13 protein-coding genes and 1 tRNA gene are annotated in these 13,271 nt (G+C 67.4%); 8 read left to right on the forward strand and 6 right to left on the reverse strand.

Features of this window, described 5'->3' with window-relative positions:
* Positions 1–441 precede the first annotated feature (441 nt).
* Together KF791_10830 and KF791_10835 are read left to right on the forward strand one after the other, a co-directional pair.
* Complete coding sequence (locus KF791_10830; GenBank protein MBX3733077.1) at positions 442–642, forward strand: hypothetical protein; 201 nt, start codon at positions 442–444, stop codon at positions 640–642.
* On the forward strand, positions 629–826 hold the full coding sequence (locus KF791_10835) for a hypothetical protein (protein MBX3733078.1): 198 nt from the start codon (positions 629–631) through the stop codon (positions 824–826). The genes KF791_10830 and KF791_10835 overlap by 14 nt, the downstream gene beginning before the upstream one ends.
* Before the next feature lie 137 nt (positions 827–963).
* On the opposite strand, the gene KF791_10840 is transcribed toward KF791_10835, so the two are convergent.
* Entirely contained in the window at positions 964–2,085 is a 1,122-nt protein-coding gene (locus tag KF791_10840; protein MBX3733079.1) for a hypothetical protein, read from the reverse strand.
* An 872-nt stretch (positions 2,086–2,957) separates the two neighbouring features.
* Here KF791_10840 and KF791_10845 point away from each other — a divergent pair.
* Genes KF791_10845 through KF791_10860 form a run of 4 tightly spaced genes read left to right on the forward strand, consistent with a single transcriptional unit; the run spans position 2,958 to position 7,151 of the window.
* Positions 2,958–5,132: an adenylate/guanylate cyclase domain-containing protein gene (locus tag KF791_10845; GenBank protein MBX3733080.1), complete on the forward strand. Its 2,175-nt coding sequence runs from the start codon at positions 2,958–2,960 to the stop codon at positions 5,130–5,132.
* On the forward strand, positions 5,129–6,394 hold the full coding sequence (locus tag KF791_10850; GenBank protein MBX3733081.1) for a hypothetical protein: 1,266 nt from the start codon (positions 5,129–5,131) through the stop codon (positions 6,392–6,394). The genes KF791_10845 and KF791_10850 overlap by 4 nt, the downstream gene beginning before the upstream one ends.
* Before the next feature lie 19 nt (positions 6,395–6,413).
* A complete protein-coding gene (locus KF791_10855; GenBank protein MBX3733082.1) occupies positions 6,414–6,641 on the forward strand; it encodes a hypothetical protein in 228 nt (75 codons plus the stop codon).
* A 51-nt stretch (positions 6,642–6,692) separates the two neighbouring features.
* The gene (locus KF791_10860) at positions 6,693–7,151 is read left to right on the forward strand and encodes a hypothetical protein (protein MBX3733083.1); all 459 of its coding nucleotides are present in this window, start codon (positions 6,693–6,695) and stop codon (positions 7,149–7,151) included.
* Positions 7,152–7,442: 291 nt separating this feature from the next.
* Here KF791_10860 and KF791_10865 read toward each other — a convergent pair.
* A tRNA-Val gene (locus KF791_10865) sits at positions 7,443–7,515 on the reverse strand.
* Positions 7,516–7,658: 143 nt separating this feature from the next.
* On the opposite strand from KF791_10865, the gene KF791_10870 reads away from it, so the two are divergent.
* Entirely contained in the window at positions 7,659–8,582 is a 924-nt protein-coding gene (locus KF791_10870) for a tyrosine recombinase (GenBank protein ID MBX3733084.1), read from the forward strand.
* A gap of 16 nt (positions 8,583–8,598) precedes the next feature.
* Here KF791_10870 and KF791_10875 read toward each other — a convergent pair whose 3' ends face one another.
* On the reverse strand, positions 8,599–8,970 hold the full coding sequence (locus KF791_10875; protein ID MBX3733085.1) for a hypothetical protein: 372 nt from the start codon (positions 8,968–8,970) through the stop codon (positions 8,599–8,601).
* 191 nt (positions 8,971–9,161) lie between these two features.
* The gene (locus KF791_10880) at positions 9,162–10,424 is read right to left on the reverse strand and encodes a sulfotransferase (protein ID MBX3733086.1); all 1,263 of its coding nucleotides are present in this window, start codon (positions 10,422–10,424) and stop codon (positions 9,162–9,164) included.
* Positions 10,425–10,778: 354 nt separating this feature from the next.
* On the opposite strand from KF791_10880, the gene KF791_10885 reads away from it, so the two are divergent.
* A complete protein-coding gene (locus KF791_10885; protein ID MBX3733087.1) occupies positions 10,779–12,017 on the forward strand; it encodes an aminotransferase class I/II-fold pyridoxal phosphate-dependent enzyme in 1,239 nt (412 codons plus the stop codon).
* Between the two features lie 27 nt (positions 12,018–12,044).
* On the opposite strand, the gene KF791_10890 is transcribed toward KF791_10885, so the two are convergent.
* Together KF791_10890 and KF791_10895 are read right to left on the reverse strand one after the other, a co-directional pair.
* Positions 12,045–12,953 carry an inositol oxygenase gene (locus KF791_10890; protein MBX3733088.1) on the reverse strand — a complete coding sequence of 303 codons (909 nt, stop codon included), beginning with the start codon at positions 12,951–12,953 and terminating at the stop codon, positions 12,045–12,047.
* Between the two features lie 35 nt (positions 12,954–12,988).
* On the reverse strand, positions 12,989–13,228 hold the full coding sequence (locus KF791_10895; protein MBX3733089.1) for a hypothetical protein: 240 nt from the start codon (positions 13,226–13,228) through the stop codon (positions 12,989–12,991).
* Positions 13,229–13,271 lie beyond the last annotated feature (43 nt).

Below are 13,271 nucleotides of genomic sequence, written 5' to 3' on the forward strand. Positions count from 1 at the left end.
CACCGGGGGGGCCGGGCAGAGGGACAGGTCAATGGTTCTCTTCACATCCCATCTTCGGTGGCTGGCGGACGCAGATCTGCGGATAGATGTCGTGTCCCTGCTGGTCCGCCACCACTTCCGGGGGGGTGGAAGCCGCGGCCTCGGCTTTGGTGGGGCAAGGCTCCTGCCGCGCCGTGCGCGGGACTGGGAGTTGACTTGGTGGGGACTCCACAGACGCACGGCTCACCGGGAGGTGTTGCCCCACCGGGGGGGTCCGGACAGAGGGACAGGTTCATGGTTCTCGGAATCGCCGAAGACGTTCGCCGATGTGCCGGGGATTCGGGCCGCGGGAAGGCGGGCAGGCGGGCGGGAGCTTGCAAGGCAAAAGACCGAAGGCGTGACGAGGAAGCCGGGCCTGCGGGCTTGCTGGGCGCGGCCGAGCGAGCCATCGTGGTCGCTATGATGGCGGATGAACGCGTCAGCCCGGACCAGACGCTGGCGCTCCGCCGGATGTCGCCGGCGGAACGCTGGCGGGTGGCGCACCGGCTTTACTGGACGATGCGCCGGCACAAGACGGCATTCCTCCGCGTGCAGCATCCGGACTGGTCCGAGCAGCGTGTGGACGAGCAGGTGCGCCGCATTTTCCTGCATGCCGGAACCTGATCTGATCGAGCTGTTCGTCCGGCCGCTGGCGCAGGAGGGAGTGCGTTATTTTCGCGACCCCATTGTTCCCGTTCGAGCCGAGCACCACGCCCGGGCGCGGGTCCGTCTGGGTCCGCACGAGGCACCCACCGCGGAGCTGCGCGCCGTCAGGCCGGCACAAGGCCGGCCGGCTACACGCCGGTGATTGCAGCCGACCCGCAGACACGGTCCGCACGCACCGGCACGGCGTCGGCCGCACGGCGCCGGTAAAGCCCGGACGGCGAATGAGCACGCGGCTGGGAGCGAGGGCGTGCGCCATGAATTACCCGAAGAGCTGCGCGCTCAGGAGACCACCAACTCGACCAACATCAGCACGCCGATCAGGGTGAAATAGACGAGCGGGAACGCCCAGCGGCAGATGCGGTCGACGCGATCGCCGAGCGCGCTTTGGCCGCGCTGGTCCATCTTGCCAACCACCAGGTTGACGACCACCGTCGCGCACATGGTGAGGAAGCTGATGTTCAGGAACCCGTGTATCACCGTGACGTAGGCGATGCGGGGCAACTGCTCGCTGGTCACCAACTGGTAGGCGACGACGGTCAGGATGCCGATGAACGAGACGCTGACGCGATCGCCGAGCGAGGCACGATCCATCCAGAACACCGAGAACGAGAGCAGGACGATGACGACGAGCGGTGCGACCACCAGGCGTCGCACGAACCACGACTGGCGCTCCACGTCGACGTGCAGAAGCAGCGCTGAGGACGCGCCGCTGCGCCCGGCATCCGCTGACGACAGGTCGCGGGCCGATACCGCGGTCGAGGTGATGGTCCATTGCGGCACGCTCCCCCTGCCAGCCAGCCGACTCGCGTCCGCGTCCACCTGTAGCCGCACCTGGTCCGCATCGAACCCCAAGACTTCGAAGATCGCCTCCAGGCGCTGCGAGTCGAACGGGAAGCGCCGCATGTCGAATTCCGACTCGGCCGCGGCGTTCATCGTCTCGATCAACGTCGAGCGCCCATCGGGCCGCACCCGCAGCACCACCCCGGTCTTCTGATACAGGCCGGAGACGTTGGCGAGCACCACCTGCGGATACCAGCCGGTCGCGAGCTCGTTGAACTGATAGTCGCCCGTGAAGATTTTCTCCTCGACGCCAACGACGGCGGGATCGAAGGCCTGACGAGGGTCCTGCCATTCGAGGGTCAGCGCGCCGGTGAACTCGAACGTCTCGGAGCCGTCGTTCACCTCATTGATGTCGTGCAGGTCGAAGCGGGCGTGCACCACCACCGGACCGTCTTGCGGCGGCGGCGCGAGCAAAAACGGGGGACTCGCCGCGCCTTCCTGGCCGGCCACCGGGGCGGCGGCGTTCAGCCCCACCGCGCACAGGAGCAGGACCAGTCCGATCGCCGCCGACCGCGCGCGGTGTCGCCGGGCTACGTCGTCGAAGTCCGGGGCGCTGCGCACGCGCCGGTTGCTAGGACATGACCCGGCAGGCGTAAAGGCAAAAAGGGCGCGCACCCGCGACCGGTCGCGGCGCGCCGAAACGCGTGAAGTCGCGATCCTCGATGAGGATCGCGGCCACGCCATGCTCGCGGCATGGGACAAAGGGACAGGTCAATGGTCACCGCCACTGGTAGGGACGCGCTTCATCGTGTTCGTAACTTCTGCCGTCGGGCGTGTGGGGTCGCTGCGGGGAACGGGGGGAGTTCCAACGGGCGGGCGCTTCCCACGTTCTCCGAAGGGTTCCTCCTCGGCGCAGCGGCATTGAGATGGGGCGCGGTGAAACACGCCCCTACCCACCCCAGGGCACCCAGAGGCGTGGGGGCTTACGGGTGAGGGGACCCAAGGACCTGTCCCTATGTCGGACTGATGCCCGGAATCAGGAGAGCGAGCCACAAATGACCTGTCCCCCAGTGTCCTCCCAGTGCCCTCCATATGACCTGTCCCTCTGTGCCCGATTTGTCCCTCTGTGCCCGATTCGGACCCGGTCTGATTCCACCTGGGTGATCAAGGGACCGGTCCATGGTCGCCACCACTCTTGCATCGGTGGGGCAAGGCTCCTGCCGCGCCGTACGTGGAACCGCGAACCAACGCCATGAGTCGCCGCCACTGGTGGGGACGCGTTTCACCGAATCCGTAACTTCTGCCGCCAGGCGTGGGGGGTCGCTGCGGGGAACGTGGGAAGCTTGAACGGGCGGGTGCTTCCCACGTTCTCGGACGGGTCCTTCCCGGGCGCAGCGGCATTGAAATGGGGCGCGGTGAAACACGCCCCTGCCCATCCCGGAACGTTCGAGTTCGCGCTTGCCCCTCCAAGGCGCCTGCCTAGCGTCGGGATCATGACCCCCCGGTTGGTCCGCAAGGTGCCCCTCCTCATTTGCGGTGCGGTGCTGGGCGTGGTCTGGAGCCTCCGTCTTTCCTCCTTGTGGATCTCCGAACGGGCGCCACCCCGCCAGGAGGCCTTCGGATTTCGATCCGTGTTGATCGAGGGCCTGGGACTTGTCGAGCGGCTCGAACTGGGCGCCTACGACAGCCGGATGCGCCTGGCGAGCCGGCGCGCCCCCCGGATCGCCACCAACCTCGGACTGGTCGGACTGGACGTCGAAAGCCTCGGGTACACGGCAACCAACGACGGTTTCAGCTGGCCGTTGCCCCGGTACTTCCACGCACAAATCCTGGAGGAGCTGCGCCAGCAGGAGGTCAAGGCGGTCCTGTTCGACATCCTGTTCGCAGATCCTCATTACGATTATCAGGAAACCCGCCGGCAGCTTCCCGATGGGTCCCGGGTCAGTTCCGATGCCTACTTTGCCCGCGTCATTGGCCAACGGCCGGATGTCATCCTGTCGGCGTTTCCCAAACCCGTGGAATCCGGCCTGGAGCTGCCGGCAACGCTGTTCCGGGCCCCCGCCGCAGCCGTGGCCCATGCAAGCCGGATCTTCGACCTGGATCCCGTGGTGCGGCGCATCCGCCCCTTTGTGGACACCGCCGTGCCGGAGGGCGGCACCGCCCGCATCTGGCATGGAGGATTCGTACTGGCGGCCACAGAACTGGGACTGGACCTCCGCCAATCCCGGATCACGCGCGGCTGGATCACCCTGGTGGACACCAACGGGCTGGAGCGAATCGAGGTCCCGGTGGACTCCCGCACCAATTTCTTCATCCCGTGGCTGGTGCCGGCCGAGAACGAGGCGCTGTTCTACGAGAACTACGCCGACCTGCTGCACGCGGCCAGGCGGCGGCGGGAGGGACAGCCTGTGGACCCCGCCTGGCGCGGACGCCTGGCCATCGTGGCCTCCGTCGTGGCCGGCAACAACGTCTCCGACCTCGGGGCGACCCCTTTGTCCGCCAACACCCCCCTGTCCGGCGTGTTCTGGAATGTCGCCAACTCGCTGATCACGGCGCAGTTCGTGCGCAAACCGTCGCTGGCCGCCGACCTGGCGCTGCTCTCCCTGTTGACGTTGGTCCCGGCCGTCCTGAGCTGGCGCCTGCGCGCCTGGTGGGCGACGGGCGCGGTCGCCCTGTTCGCTGCGGCCTACGTGGTCGTCGCTTTTGCGCTGTTCCTGCGGACCGGATGGATGCTGCCCGTGGTGCTGCCGGTCGCCGGGGCGCTGCTGATGACCCATGTGGCGCTGCTGACCTGGCGTGGCATCAACGAACTGCTGACCCGGTCCGAAACCCGGTCCTTCTGGCGGCGGGTGTTGTCTGAAAACGTCTTTGCCGCGTGGGAAAAGCAGCTCACGGAGCGGGCGGGCGGCAGCCATCGCCGGGTGACCATTGCCTTTGCCGATCTGCGGGGGTTCACCGAGATGGTGGATGAAAGTCACCGGCTGGTGCTGGAATACACCCAGGATTCCAAGGCGGATCCCGAAGCCACACGCGCCTTTGCGCGCCACGAGGCCGACGAATCCATGGCCACGATCAACCGCTACCTGTCCGAGATCGCCCGCATCTTCAAGGAACACGACGGCACCTTCGACAAGTACATCGGCGACTGCGTCATGGCCTTTTGGGGGGCCCCGATTCCCTGCCGCTCCCACGCGCTCTCCTGCGTGCTGGCCAGCATCTCCGCGCAGCGGCGGGTGCGCGAGTTGAACGAGGAGCGTCTGCGCGAAAACCGGCGGCGCGAGGCGGAGAACGGCCGCCGCGCCGCCACCGGACAACCGATGCAGCGCATCCTTCCCCTGCTCGCCTTCGGCGTGGGCATCCACACCGGCGAGGTCACGGTGGGCACGCTCGGCGGCGGACGGATCGTCTCGAACTACACGGTCTTCGGACGCGACGCCAACATCGCAAGCCGGCTGGAGGCCATCGCGGGACGGGGGCAGATCGTGATCAGCCACGCGACGTGGACCGATCTCAGCCGGGATGCGCCCATCCTGGCCTCCCAATGCCGTCCGCTGGGTCACCCGGTCCTCAAGGGGATCAAGGAATCCATCGAAATCTACGAGGTGCCCTGGTCGGAGGATGTCCCGGTCGAAGTGCCGCCCGCCCGTTCAGGAAACGCACTGCAATGATGACCGCCGCGCAGGCCCCCGGCCTCTACTTCCACACCTTCTGGACGCGACCGCAGTTTGTCGAATCCGGCCCCCGCGGCTCCGGGCTGATCGAGCTTGCGGCGTTTGAGGCGTTGACCTGGCTGACCAGCGCCCTGGAGGCGCGCCGCCACGGACGCCTTCGCCTGTACACCGACCAGCGGGGACTGGCCTTCATCCGCAACATCGGCCTGGAGTGGGTGTACACCGACGGGATTTCCACGGAACTGGAGGCCATCCCCGAAGCACTCGATCCCGCGGTGTTCTGGTCGGCGGGAAAGCTGTTTGCCTGGGCCTCCATGACCGAGCCCGCGGTCAGCCTGGATCCGGACGCCATCTGCTGGTCCCCGGTGCCGGCCTGCGCACCGGTGGTGGTGCTGCATCCGGAGGAACTCCACTCCGAGGACTATCGTCACCAGCGCGCCCGTTACGGCACGTTCGGGTTTGAGGACGCCGGCTGGGACTGGGAGGCGGCCCCGGCGAACGCGGGCGTTTTGATGATTGCCGATCCGGCCTTTGCCCGCAGCTACGCCGCGGAATCCATCCGGTTCATGATGGCGTTTTCCACATTCCTGAACCGCAGCGATCCCGGTCGCGGCACCTCGGACGGTCGCTGGGGCGATGCCATGCTGTTTGCCGAGCAGCGGCTGGTGTCCATGCTGCTCCGCAGGCAGGGGCTGCGCGGCGCGGCCCTCGCGGGGTACGATGTCCGGCGTCAGCACCTCAGCCTGAACCCCCACTGCCTCCACCTCTGGGGCACCAAGCAGTTCTACCCGCGGTGCCGGGACGCCCGTGTCGCCTACTCGAATCACCTGATCCGTCACCTGCAACGGTCGTTCCCCGAATCCGGCGCGACGTTGAGGCGGTGGCATCTGGATCAACCGATCGCCCTCGAATCGCTGGCCGCCGATCCGGCGCCGCCGTTTCCCCTGAAGGACGCCCGCCAGGGCTACTGCCGCCTCGGGAGGATCCATGGAGCCCTTGAGATTCAGGACGCCAATCTGGACGTTCGCCGTCCGGGATACCCGGGGGCCCTGGTCGGCCTTGCAGAAATCCTCCATCCAGCGGAGGGAACGAGTTTCGAGTTGACCGAAGTTCGCCGAACTGAACTCATGCATAAGCATTTCAACCAATCGCCTTCCCATGCCGCTCAAGATCTCCCAGGAGCAACCCCAGAGCCCGGCCTCCATCCTGGTCCACCCGCCCGGGACGCCATTGCCGCTGCCGGGGCCATGGATTGTTGACGAATCCCGGGAGTATCAGGTGTTGCCCGGGGCGGTCGGGGCGGTGTCCCAGGCCAACGGAAATCACCTCTACGCGCGCATCATCGGCCCCTCGACCGCCCGGTTGACGCCGGCCCAGTTCGCCTCGTCCGCCACCTCCACGATCACCACCTATTCCACCCAAAACTACCCGGTGTATGTCGTCGCCAGTTCCTCACGTCGCCGGATCGTCACCGGCAACGACGGGACCATCGGCATTCGCGGCTGACCGGATTCCTCCCCGACCCGGCACACCCGGAAATCGCCAACCCCTCAGACCATGCACGACGGCACAGAGCTTCAAGAATCGGTCCCTCAGGACGGCGCCTCGCCAGCCTCCCTCGTCATCCGGGATGTCCACCGGTCCACAAACGGCCGCATCCAACTCCGACGGATCACCGGGTTGGGATTTGTTGAATGGGTGGAGGTCCTCGACGACCAGAATGAGGTCCGGCTCCGTCCCTCGGACCGGATTGTCCTGAGTGGCAACGCGCGGTGTGCGGTGTACCAGATGGTGAACGGGGCCCAGCAGGAGGCGGTTGCCCAGGTGCAGTCGGTCCGTTTCCGGCCGGAGCGTCCGGTGTGGTCCCTGGACTGTGCACCGGACCCGTCGCCGGTGGACGAGCGGGTCGTGGAACTCCAATGCCCGCCGGTGATTGATGTGCACCAATTCACCGCGGAGGGCGTCGCGATCCAGGAGATCTTTGTCCCCGGGGGTATGGTCCAGATCGAAGTGTGAGCCGGAAGGCGGGAGGGACTGCGTGTCGCGGTCCCCAAATAGGTCCGAGGTCCGCGCCCGCAAAGGGTGGAGCCGCGCCTTGGCTTGATCGCGGCGCATTTTGGGGTGTCGCGTCGTTCCAAAACGGCGCGGGGGGCGCCGGACTCCACAGGTTCAGCGTGCAGCGTCTTGGAGTACGTGCGGCCCTCCGCCGTTTTCGGTTGCGGGCCAGCGCGGAACCAAGCGAGCAGCGGGTGCGGTTGCCGGACGATACCGCGGCACCTCGTGGTCGCGGACTTCAATGGGTCCGGGTGGGCGAGGAGGGATTCGAACCCCCGACCAACAGTGTGTAAGACTGCTGCGCTAACCACTGCGCCACTCGCCCTCCCGGGGAACCGCGTTCCCGGAAACCACAGCGGGTGTATCACCCGGCCCGGCGCGGGGCAAGGCGCGCACGTCGGCATCCGGCACGCGGCAGGAACCCCGATTTCCATTTCCCGGGCCGGCAACGAAGGCTTTGCTCCGGGGGTGCTCGCGCCGCTCGTCGAGGAGTTCCTGGTGCATCTCCGTCACGAACGGGGGGCCGCCGCACACACGCAACGGACCTATGCGCACCTGCTCGGACAGTTCGTCACCTGGGCCGAACCCCGCGGGCGCCTGCAGTGGCGTGACGTGACGTTCGCCGAACTGATGGAGTTCCTGGAGCACCAGCGGACGCGTCCGACCCGCGCGCCGGGCGAACCCCCGGCACGGCTGAGCAGTTCCAGCCTGTATCTCCATGTGGCCGCATTGCGTGCGTTCTTCGGATTCGCCGAGTCCGAGGGATTGGTGACCCCCAACCCGGCGGTGAACCTCTCGCTGCCCCGACGCTGGAAGACATTGCCGAAGGCGTTGTCGGACGCCGAAATCGGCCAGTTGATGCAGGCACCCGGGACGGACGCGACGCCCTCGGCCCTGTGTGATCATGCCGTTCTGGAACTGGCCTACGCCAGCGGCCTGCGGCTGGCGGAACTGCGCGGGCTGCGGATGGAACAGCTCCATCTGGAATCCGGCTTTGTCACGGTGATCGGCAAGGGCAACAAGGAGCGGGTGGTTCCGGTGGGCTCGCGGGCGATCGAGGCGCTGCAACGGTACCTGGCGTCCGGACGCCCCCGCCTGGTGGGTCCGAAATCCCCGGCGGCGGTCTTCCTGAACCGCCGCGGCGGCGCCTTTGCCCACGTGACGTTGTGGCTGCGGATCAAGGAATGCGTGCGCCGGGCCGGGCTGTCGAAGGCCATCACGCCGCACAGCCTGCGGCACAGCTTCGCGACGCACCTGCTGGACCATGGCGCCGATCTCCGGGTGATCCAGGAACTGCTGGGCCATGCGCGGATCAGCACCACCGAAATCTACACCCACGTCGCCGGACGCCGTCTCCGCGACGTGCACGACGCATTTCACCCCCGGGCCTGATCCGCGGCCCGGCGGCTCAGGGTTCTCCGCGGGACTGCTGGCGCGTCTGCTCGATCAGTTCCCAGAATCTCGGATCGTCGGCCAGGGTGGCATCCTCTTCCGAGGCCAGGTTGCTGCGGTACAGGAAGTCCTTCAAGGAGTGCTTGTTGAGCACCCGGTGAACGACGATGCCCAGCGGATGGCGCTCAAAATAGATCCGGTAGTCCCCGAGCCGGTACCGGGTGAGCGTGCGGCCATTGCGGGTGAGGTGACCGTACTGGCCTTCGCCGCGCTGCAACTCCTTGGGCAGACCGCGGAACTGGCCCAGCACCTGAAGCTGGAGATCCCTCGGCATGCGGGCCAGCTCCCCGGCGCTGATGGGGTTGAAGATGATTTGGAACGGCTCCATCGCCACGGCGACGTTGACCAAGCCTGCAGGTTCCCGCAAGCGGCGCGGGGGGAACTGACTCCACAGGGTCAACGCGCAGCGCCCTGGAGTGCGCGCGGCCCCCGGCCGTCTTCAGAACAAGCCGGCGCATCACCGGCAGGCGGCGGCTGGCCGCGGTCAGACGGTGATGTGAGACATCCCGGTCGCGGCCCTCAGCCGCCCCCGGCGCCGTCGTCGGGCCAGTTCAGGCCGAAGCGTTCGCAGTAGGCCTGGTAGCGGCGGCGTTCCTCCCCCGGATCGAGTCCGAACGCGGCCATGGAGTACTCGTGCCGGCCAAAGCGGCCCCGGGGGAATTCCTGCAGGAAGATGCGAAGGCGGTGCTCGAAGGCGGCGGTGAATGGGAGGTCGAAGTGGGCGTACAGGCGGCGCACCTCGGAGACCGCGTCCGTGGCGAGGCTCTCGTAGGAGACGTGACACACCCGTCCGGCAGGGAGCACCCCGCGGTCGAGGGCCGACAGACCCCGCGCCAGCCCGTCGGCCCACACCCGGGTCACCTCGGGACCGGTCTTCCTGGCCACCACGGAATCGCTGAACACCCGTCGCAGCTCCGTGCACAGGCTGGCCAGCGAGGGGATCACCTCCGCCGGCGACCGGTGGGTCCAGATGAGATTCAGGTCCGGATAGGTCTCCACCAGCGTGGGGAGGGCGAAGAGATGGTTGGGCGCCTTGAGCACCCAGCGTTCGCCGGGACAACGCCACTGGAGATGTTGCAACAGCCGGCGGTGGATCGCGTACGCCCCGTGCAGGTCCTGGCGCTCCAGCCAGGCCTGATACGACGGGATGCGGTACATGGTGTCGAACTGGTAGCTGGCAAACGAGTGGCTCATCAGCATCACGCACTCCTCGGCCAGCCGCGCACCCACCGGGTGGATGCGCTGGAAGTGCGGCGCGATGCGCAGGAACCAGCCCACCTGACGGTCGGCGAACTCGATGCGCCGGTCGGTCCGGTAGGTGGCCCGTTCGGGGGGGGGCGATGGCAGCATGGACTCCCATGTGAGCGGCACCCGGTTCGCCGGATCCTGCGAAAGGAGCCGGTGCAGCAGCGTGGTGCCGGAGCGCGGGAGCCCCACCACCACCAGGGGACGTCGGATCTCCTGGGCGGCGATCGCCGGATGGCGCGTGCGGTCGGCCTGCACCCTGAGCCGGTTCCTGAGGATGCGCGATGCATCGCTCCGCGCCGCCAACCGCCCCACGAGGTTCAGGTCGGCCTCCCGATCGCAGGACGCCATCAACTCCCGGAGCGCCGGCATGAAATCCTCGCCACCGAAATCATCCAGCCCGGTCCGGCGACGGGCGGCCTCCACAAGCTCCCCGGGGTCGAGATTGATGAACCGGTTGACCGCCGGGCCCACGACCCGTCCACCCAGGTTGAATAGGGTCGCGAAGCCCGGCCCCTTGAGGTCGGTCAGCGCCATGACTTTCTGGATTCGAGGAACAGAAGCATCGGAACCCCGTCAATGGGCGGGGCGGGAGCGGGGGGCGTCAACGGATTTTCCAACCGGCGATTCCACCCACGGGGCCGCGGCGCCCTGGCGGCGTCCCGGCCGGGCTTGACTTTGGTTTCCGATTCCCGGCCTGCTCTGAGGGTCATGACTGTCGCGCCGCCCGCCATGGCCGCCGCCTTTCCGCCCGCCCCCGCGGCCGGAGCGGCCCCGGCGCGCCCCGGCCGTCCCGCAAGCGTCTGATCCCCCACACGACGCAGCGCGTGACGGCCGGCCGGGATCCATGCTTCCGGCCGGTCTGACGCCCGCGTCCCAAACCCATTGCCAATGTCCAGCACCCGATCCTTCGTTGCCGACCATGTCTCGGGCATTCCCCGGTCCGGAATCCGGGACTTCTTCGAGGTGGTCCAGAACACCCCCGGGGTGATCTCCCTCGGCGTGGGCGAACCGGATTTCGCCACCCCTTGGAACATCCGCGAGGCGGCGATTTACGCCCTGGAGCGGGGACGCACCCAATACACGTCCAATCTCGGACTGCCCCGACTCCGCGAGGCGATCAGCCGGTACGTCGCGGCGAACTTCGCCGTCGCGTACGAACCGAAGGACCAGATCCTCGTCACGGTCGGCGTCAGCGAGGCGCTGGACCTGGCCCTGCGCGCGGTGCTGAACGCCGGGGACGAGGTGATCTACCATGAGCCGTGCTATGTGAGTTATGCCCCGGGGGTGCTGCTGGCGCACGGGCGGCCGGTGCCGGTGGTCTGCCATGCCGGGGACGGCTTCGCGGTGCGCCCCGAGGCCATCGAGGCCGCGGTGACGCCGCGGTCCAAGGTCCTCATGCTCAACTTCCCCACCAACCCGACCGGCGGCACCCTGTCGCGTCCGCAACTTGAGGCGATCGCGTCGGTGGTGCGACGCCATGACCTGCTGGTGATCTCCGACGAGATCTATTCCGAGCTCACCTTCGAGGGGGAGCATGTCTCCATCGCCTCGCTGCCCGGGATGGCGGAGCGCACGCTGTTCCTCCACGGGTTCTCCAAGGCCTACGCGATGACCGGGTTCCGCATCGGCTACGCCTGCGGCCCGGCGCCGTTGATCGAGGCCATGATGAAGATCCATCAGTACTCGATGCTGTGCGCCAGCATCATCTCCCAGGAGGCGGCGATCGAGGCCCTGGAACGTGGCGGCGAGGCCACGGCGATGATGCGCGACCAGTACCGGCTGCGCCGGAACTTCGTGGTCCGGGCCCTCAACGATCTGGGGCTCTCCTGTCACCAGCCCCGGGGCTCCTTCTACGCGTTTCCCAACGTCGGACGCACGGGCCTGAGCGGACGCGAGTTCGCCCTCGGACTGCTGCGCGAGGAGCAGGTGGCCTGCGTGCCCGGTGGCGCCTTTGGCGCCGGGGGCGAGTCGTTTGTGCGCTGCTGCTTTGCCACCGCCATGGATCAACTGGAGGTCGCGGTGGAGCGCATCGGCCGGTTCGTGGCACGGACCGGCGTTGACGGAGACCCCGGCCCCGGGGCCCCAACCGCGGCGTTGACGCCGGCGCCGGCCGCCGTCCGGGCCTGACGGCCCTTCAACGGCTCCCCTCCCGGGTCACCAGCGGAGCTTGTCCGGAAAATACTCGTGGATGAGCTCGTCGTAGAACGGCTTAAGGGCCTTCACGTCGGGCTTGGTGTGGCTCTTGGTGTAGAGATCGTACGGATTGAACCGCTGGACCCAGGTGAGCAACTCCCGGTCGCGGGCATTGCAGAGGAAGTCGTAGGCACCCTCGCGATGCCAGGGATAGAAGCTGTGGTATCGCAGCATGGCGAGTCCCTCCTCCGGCAGGTGGTCCTTGCAGACCTGGTAGATGTACTCGTCGTGCCCCCAGGAGAGGTCCACGGCGTCGAGTCCGCACCCCTCCTCGTAGATGCCGAGGCGGGTCTGGTAGTCCGGATTGTTGAAATCCGGGTTCGCCTCGAAGAACCGCGGAAACACGATCCGCGGATCGTACGCGCACCCGGTGACAAACGTGTCGCCGACCACGGCCCATTGCGGTTCCCCCCAGAGGCACAGGATCTTCCCCAGGTCGTGAACGAACCCGGTGAGGATCATCCATCGGGGCTGGCCATCCCTGCGGATCTGCTCGGCGGTCTGCAGGAGGTGCTCCAACTGCGACATGTCGGTGTCGGGATCGCTGTCGTCCACGAGCTGGTTGAGGTATTCGGCCGCCTCCCAGATCCCCATCTCGCGGCGGTTGAGTCCGAGAAATTCCCGCTTCTTGGCGAGCACGAAATCCCGGGTCTGAAACTGGTGATTGAGCCGGTAGAACTCGCGCACCGTGGGTCGTGCGTCGGCCTCGTAATTGCGGAACTCCGTCTCCTGCTTGTCCGGTGCGAAGCCCACAGGCGGCTTGCGGGCAGGGGCCGGCCCGGAGGGATCCGGGTAGCGTTCCTTGTAGAAATCCTCGACTTCATCGAGGCTTTGCAGGGGTTGGTTCGTCGCAAGGGTGACGGGGCTCATGGGGGTGACAATCCGGGAAGTTTCAGGGAAAAGGTTCACCGCGCGGGACGCAGCAGACGGGAGACGGGCAGCGCCAGCTCGGGGAAGGCCGGCGGCGATGCGGTGTCCGCGGAGGACAGCACCTGTCGCGCCAGGAATCCCGAGGGCTCCGGACGGCGGGTATCCGCAACCTTGCCGTCAAGGAGTTCCACCCGGTCGCAAGGGGACGACACCCCGGACGCTCCCATGCGGTGAACGTCCTCGGCAGTGAAGCGATGCGCCTCCAGAACAGCCATTGACGGGACACTGGAGCGCGGGGATTCCGGAGGCAAGATCGGA

The sequence above is a fragment of the Verrucomicrobiia bacterium genome, assembly GCA_019634635.1.
Taxonomy (GTDB): domain Bacteria; phylum Verrucomicrobiota; class Verrucomicrobiia; order Limisphaerales; family UBA9464; genus UBA9464.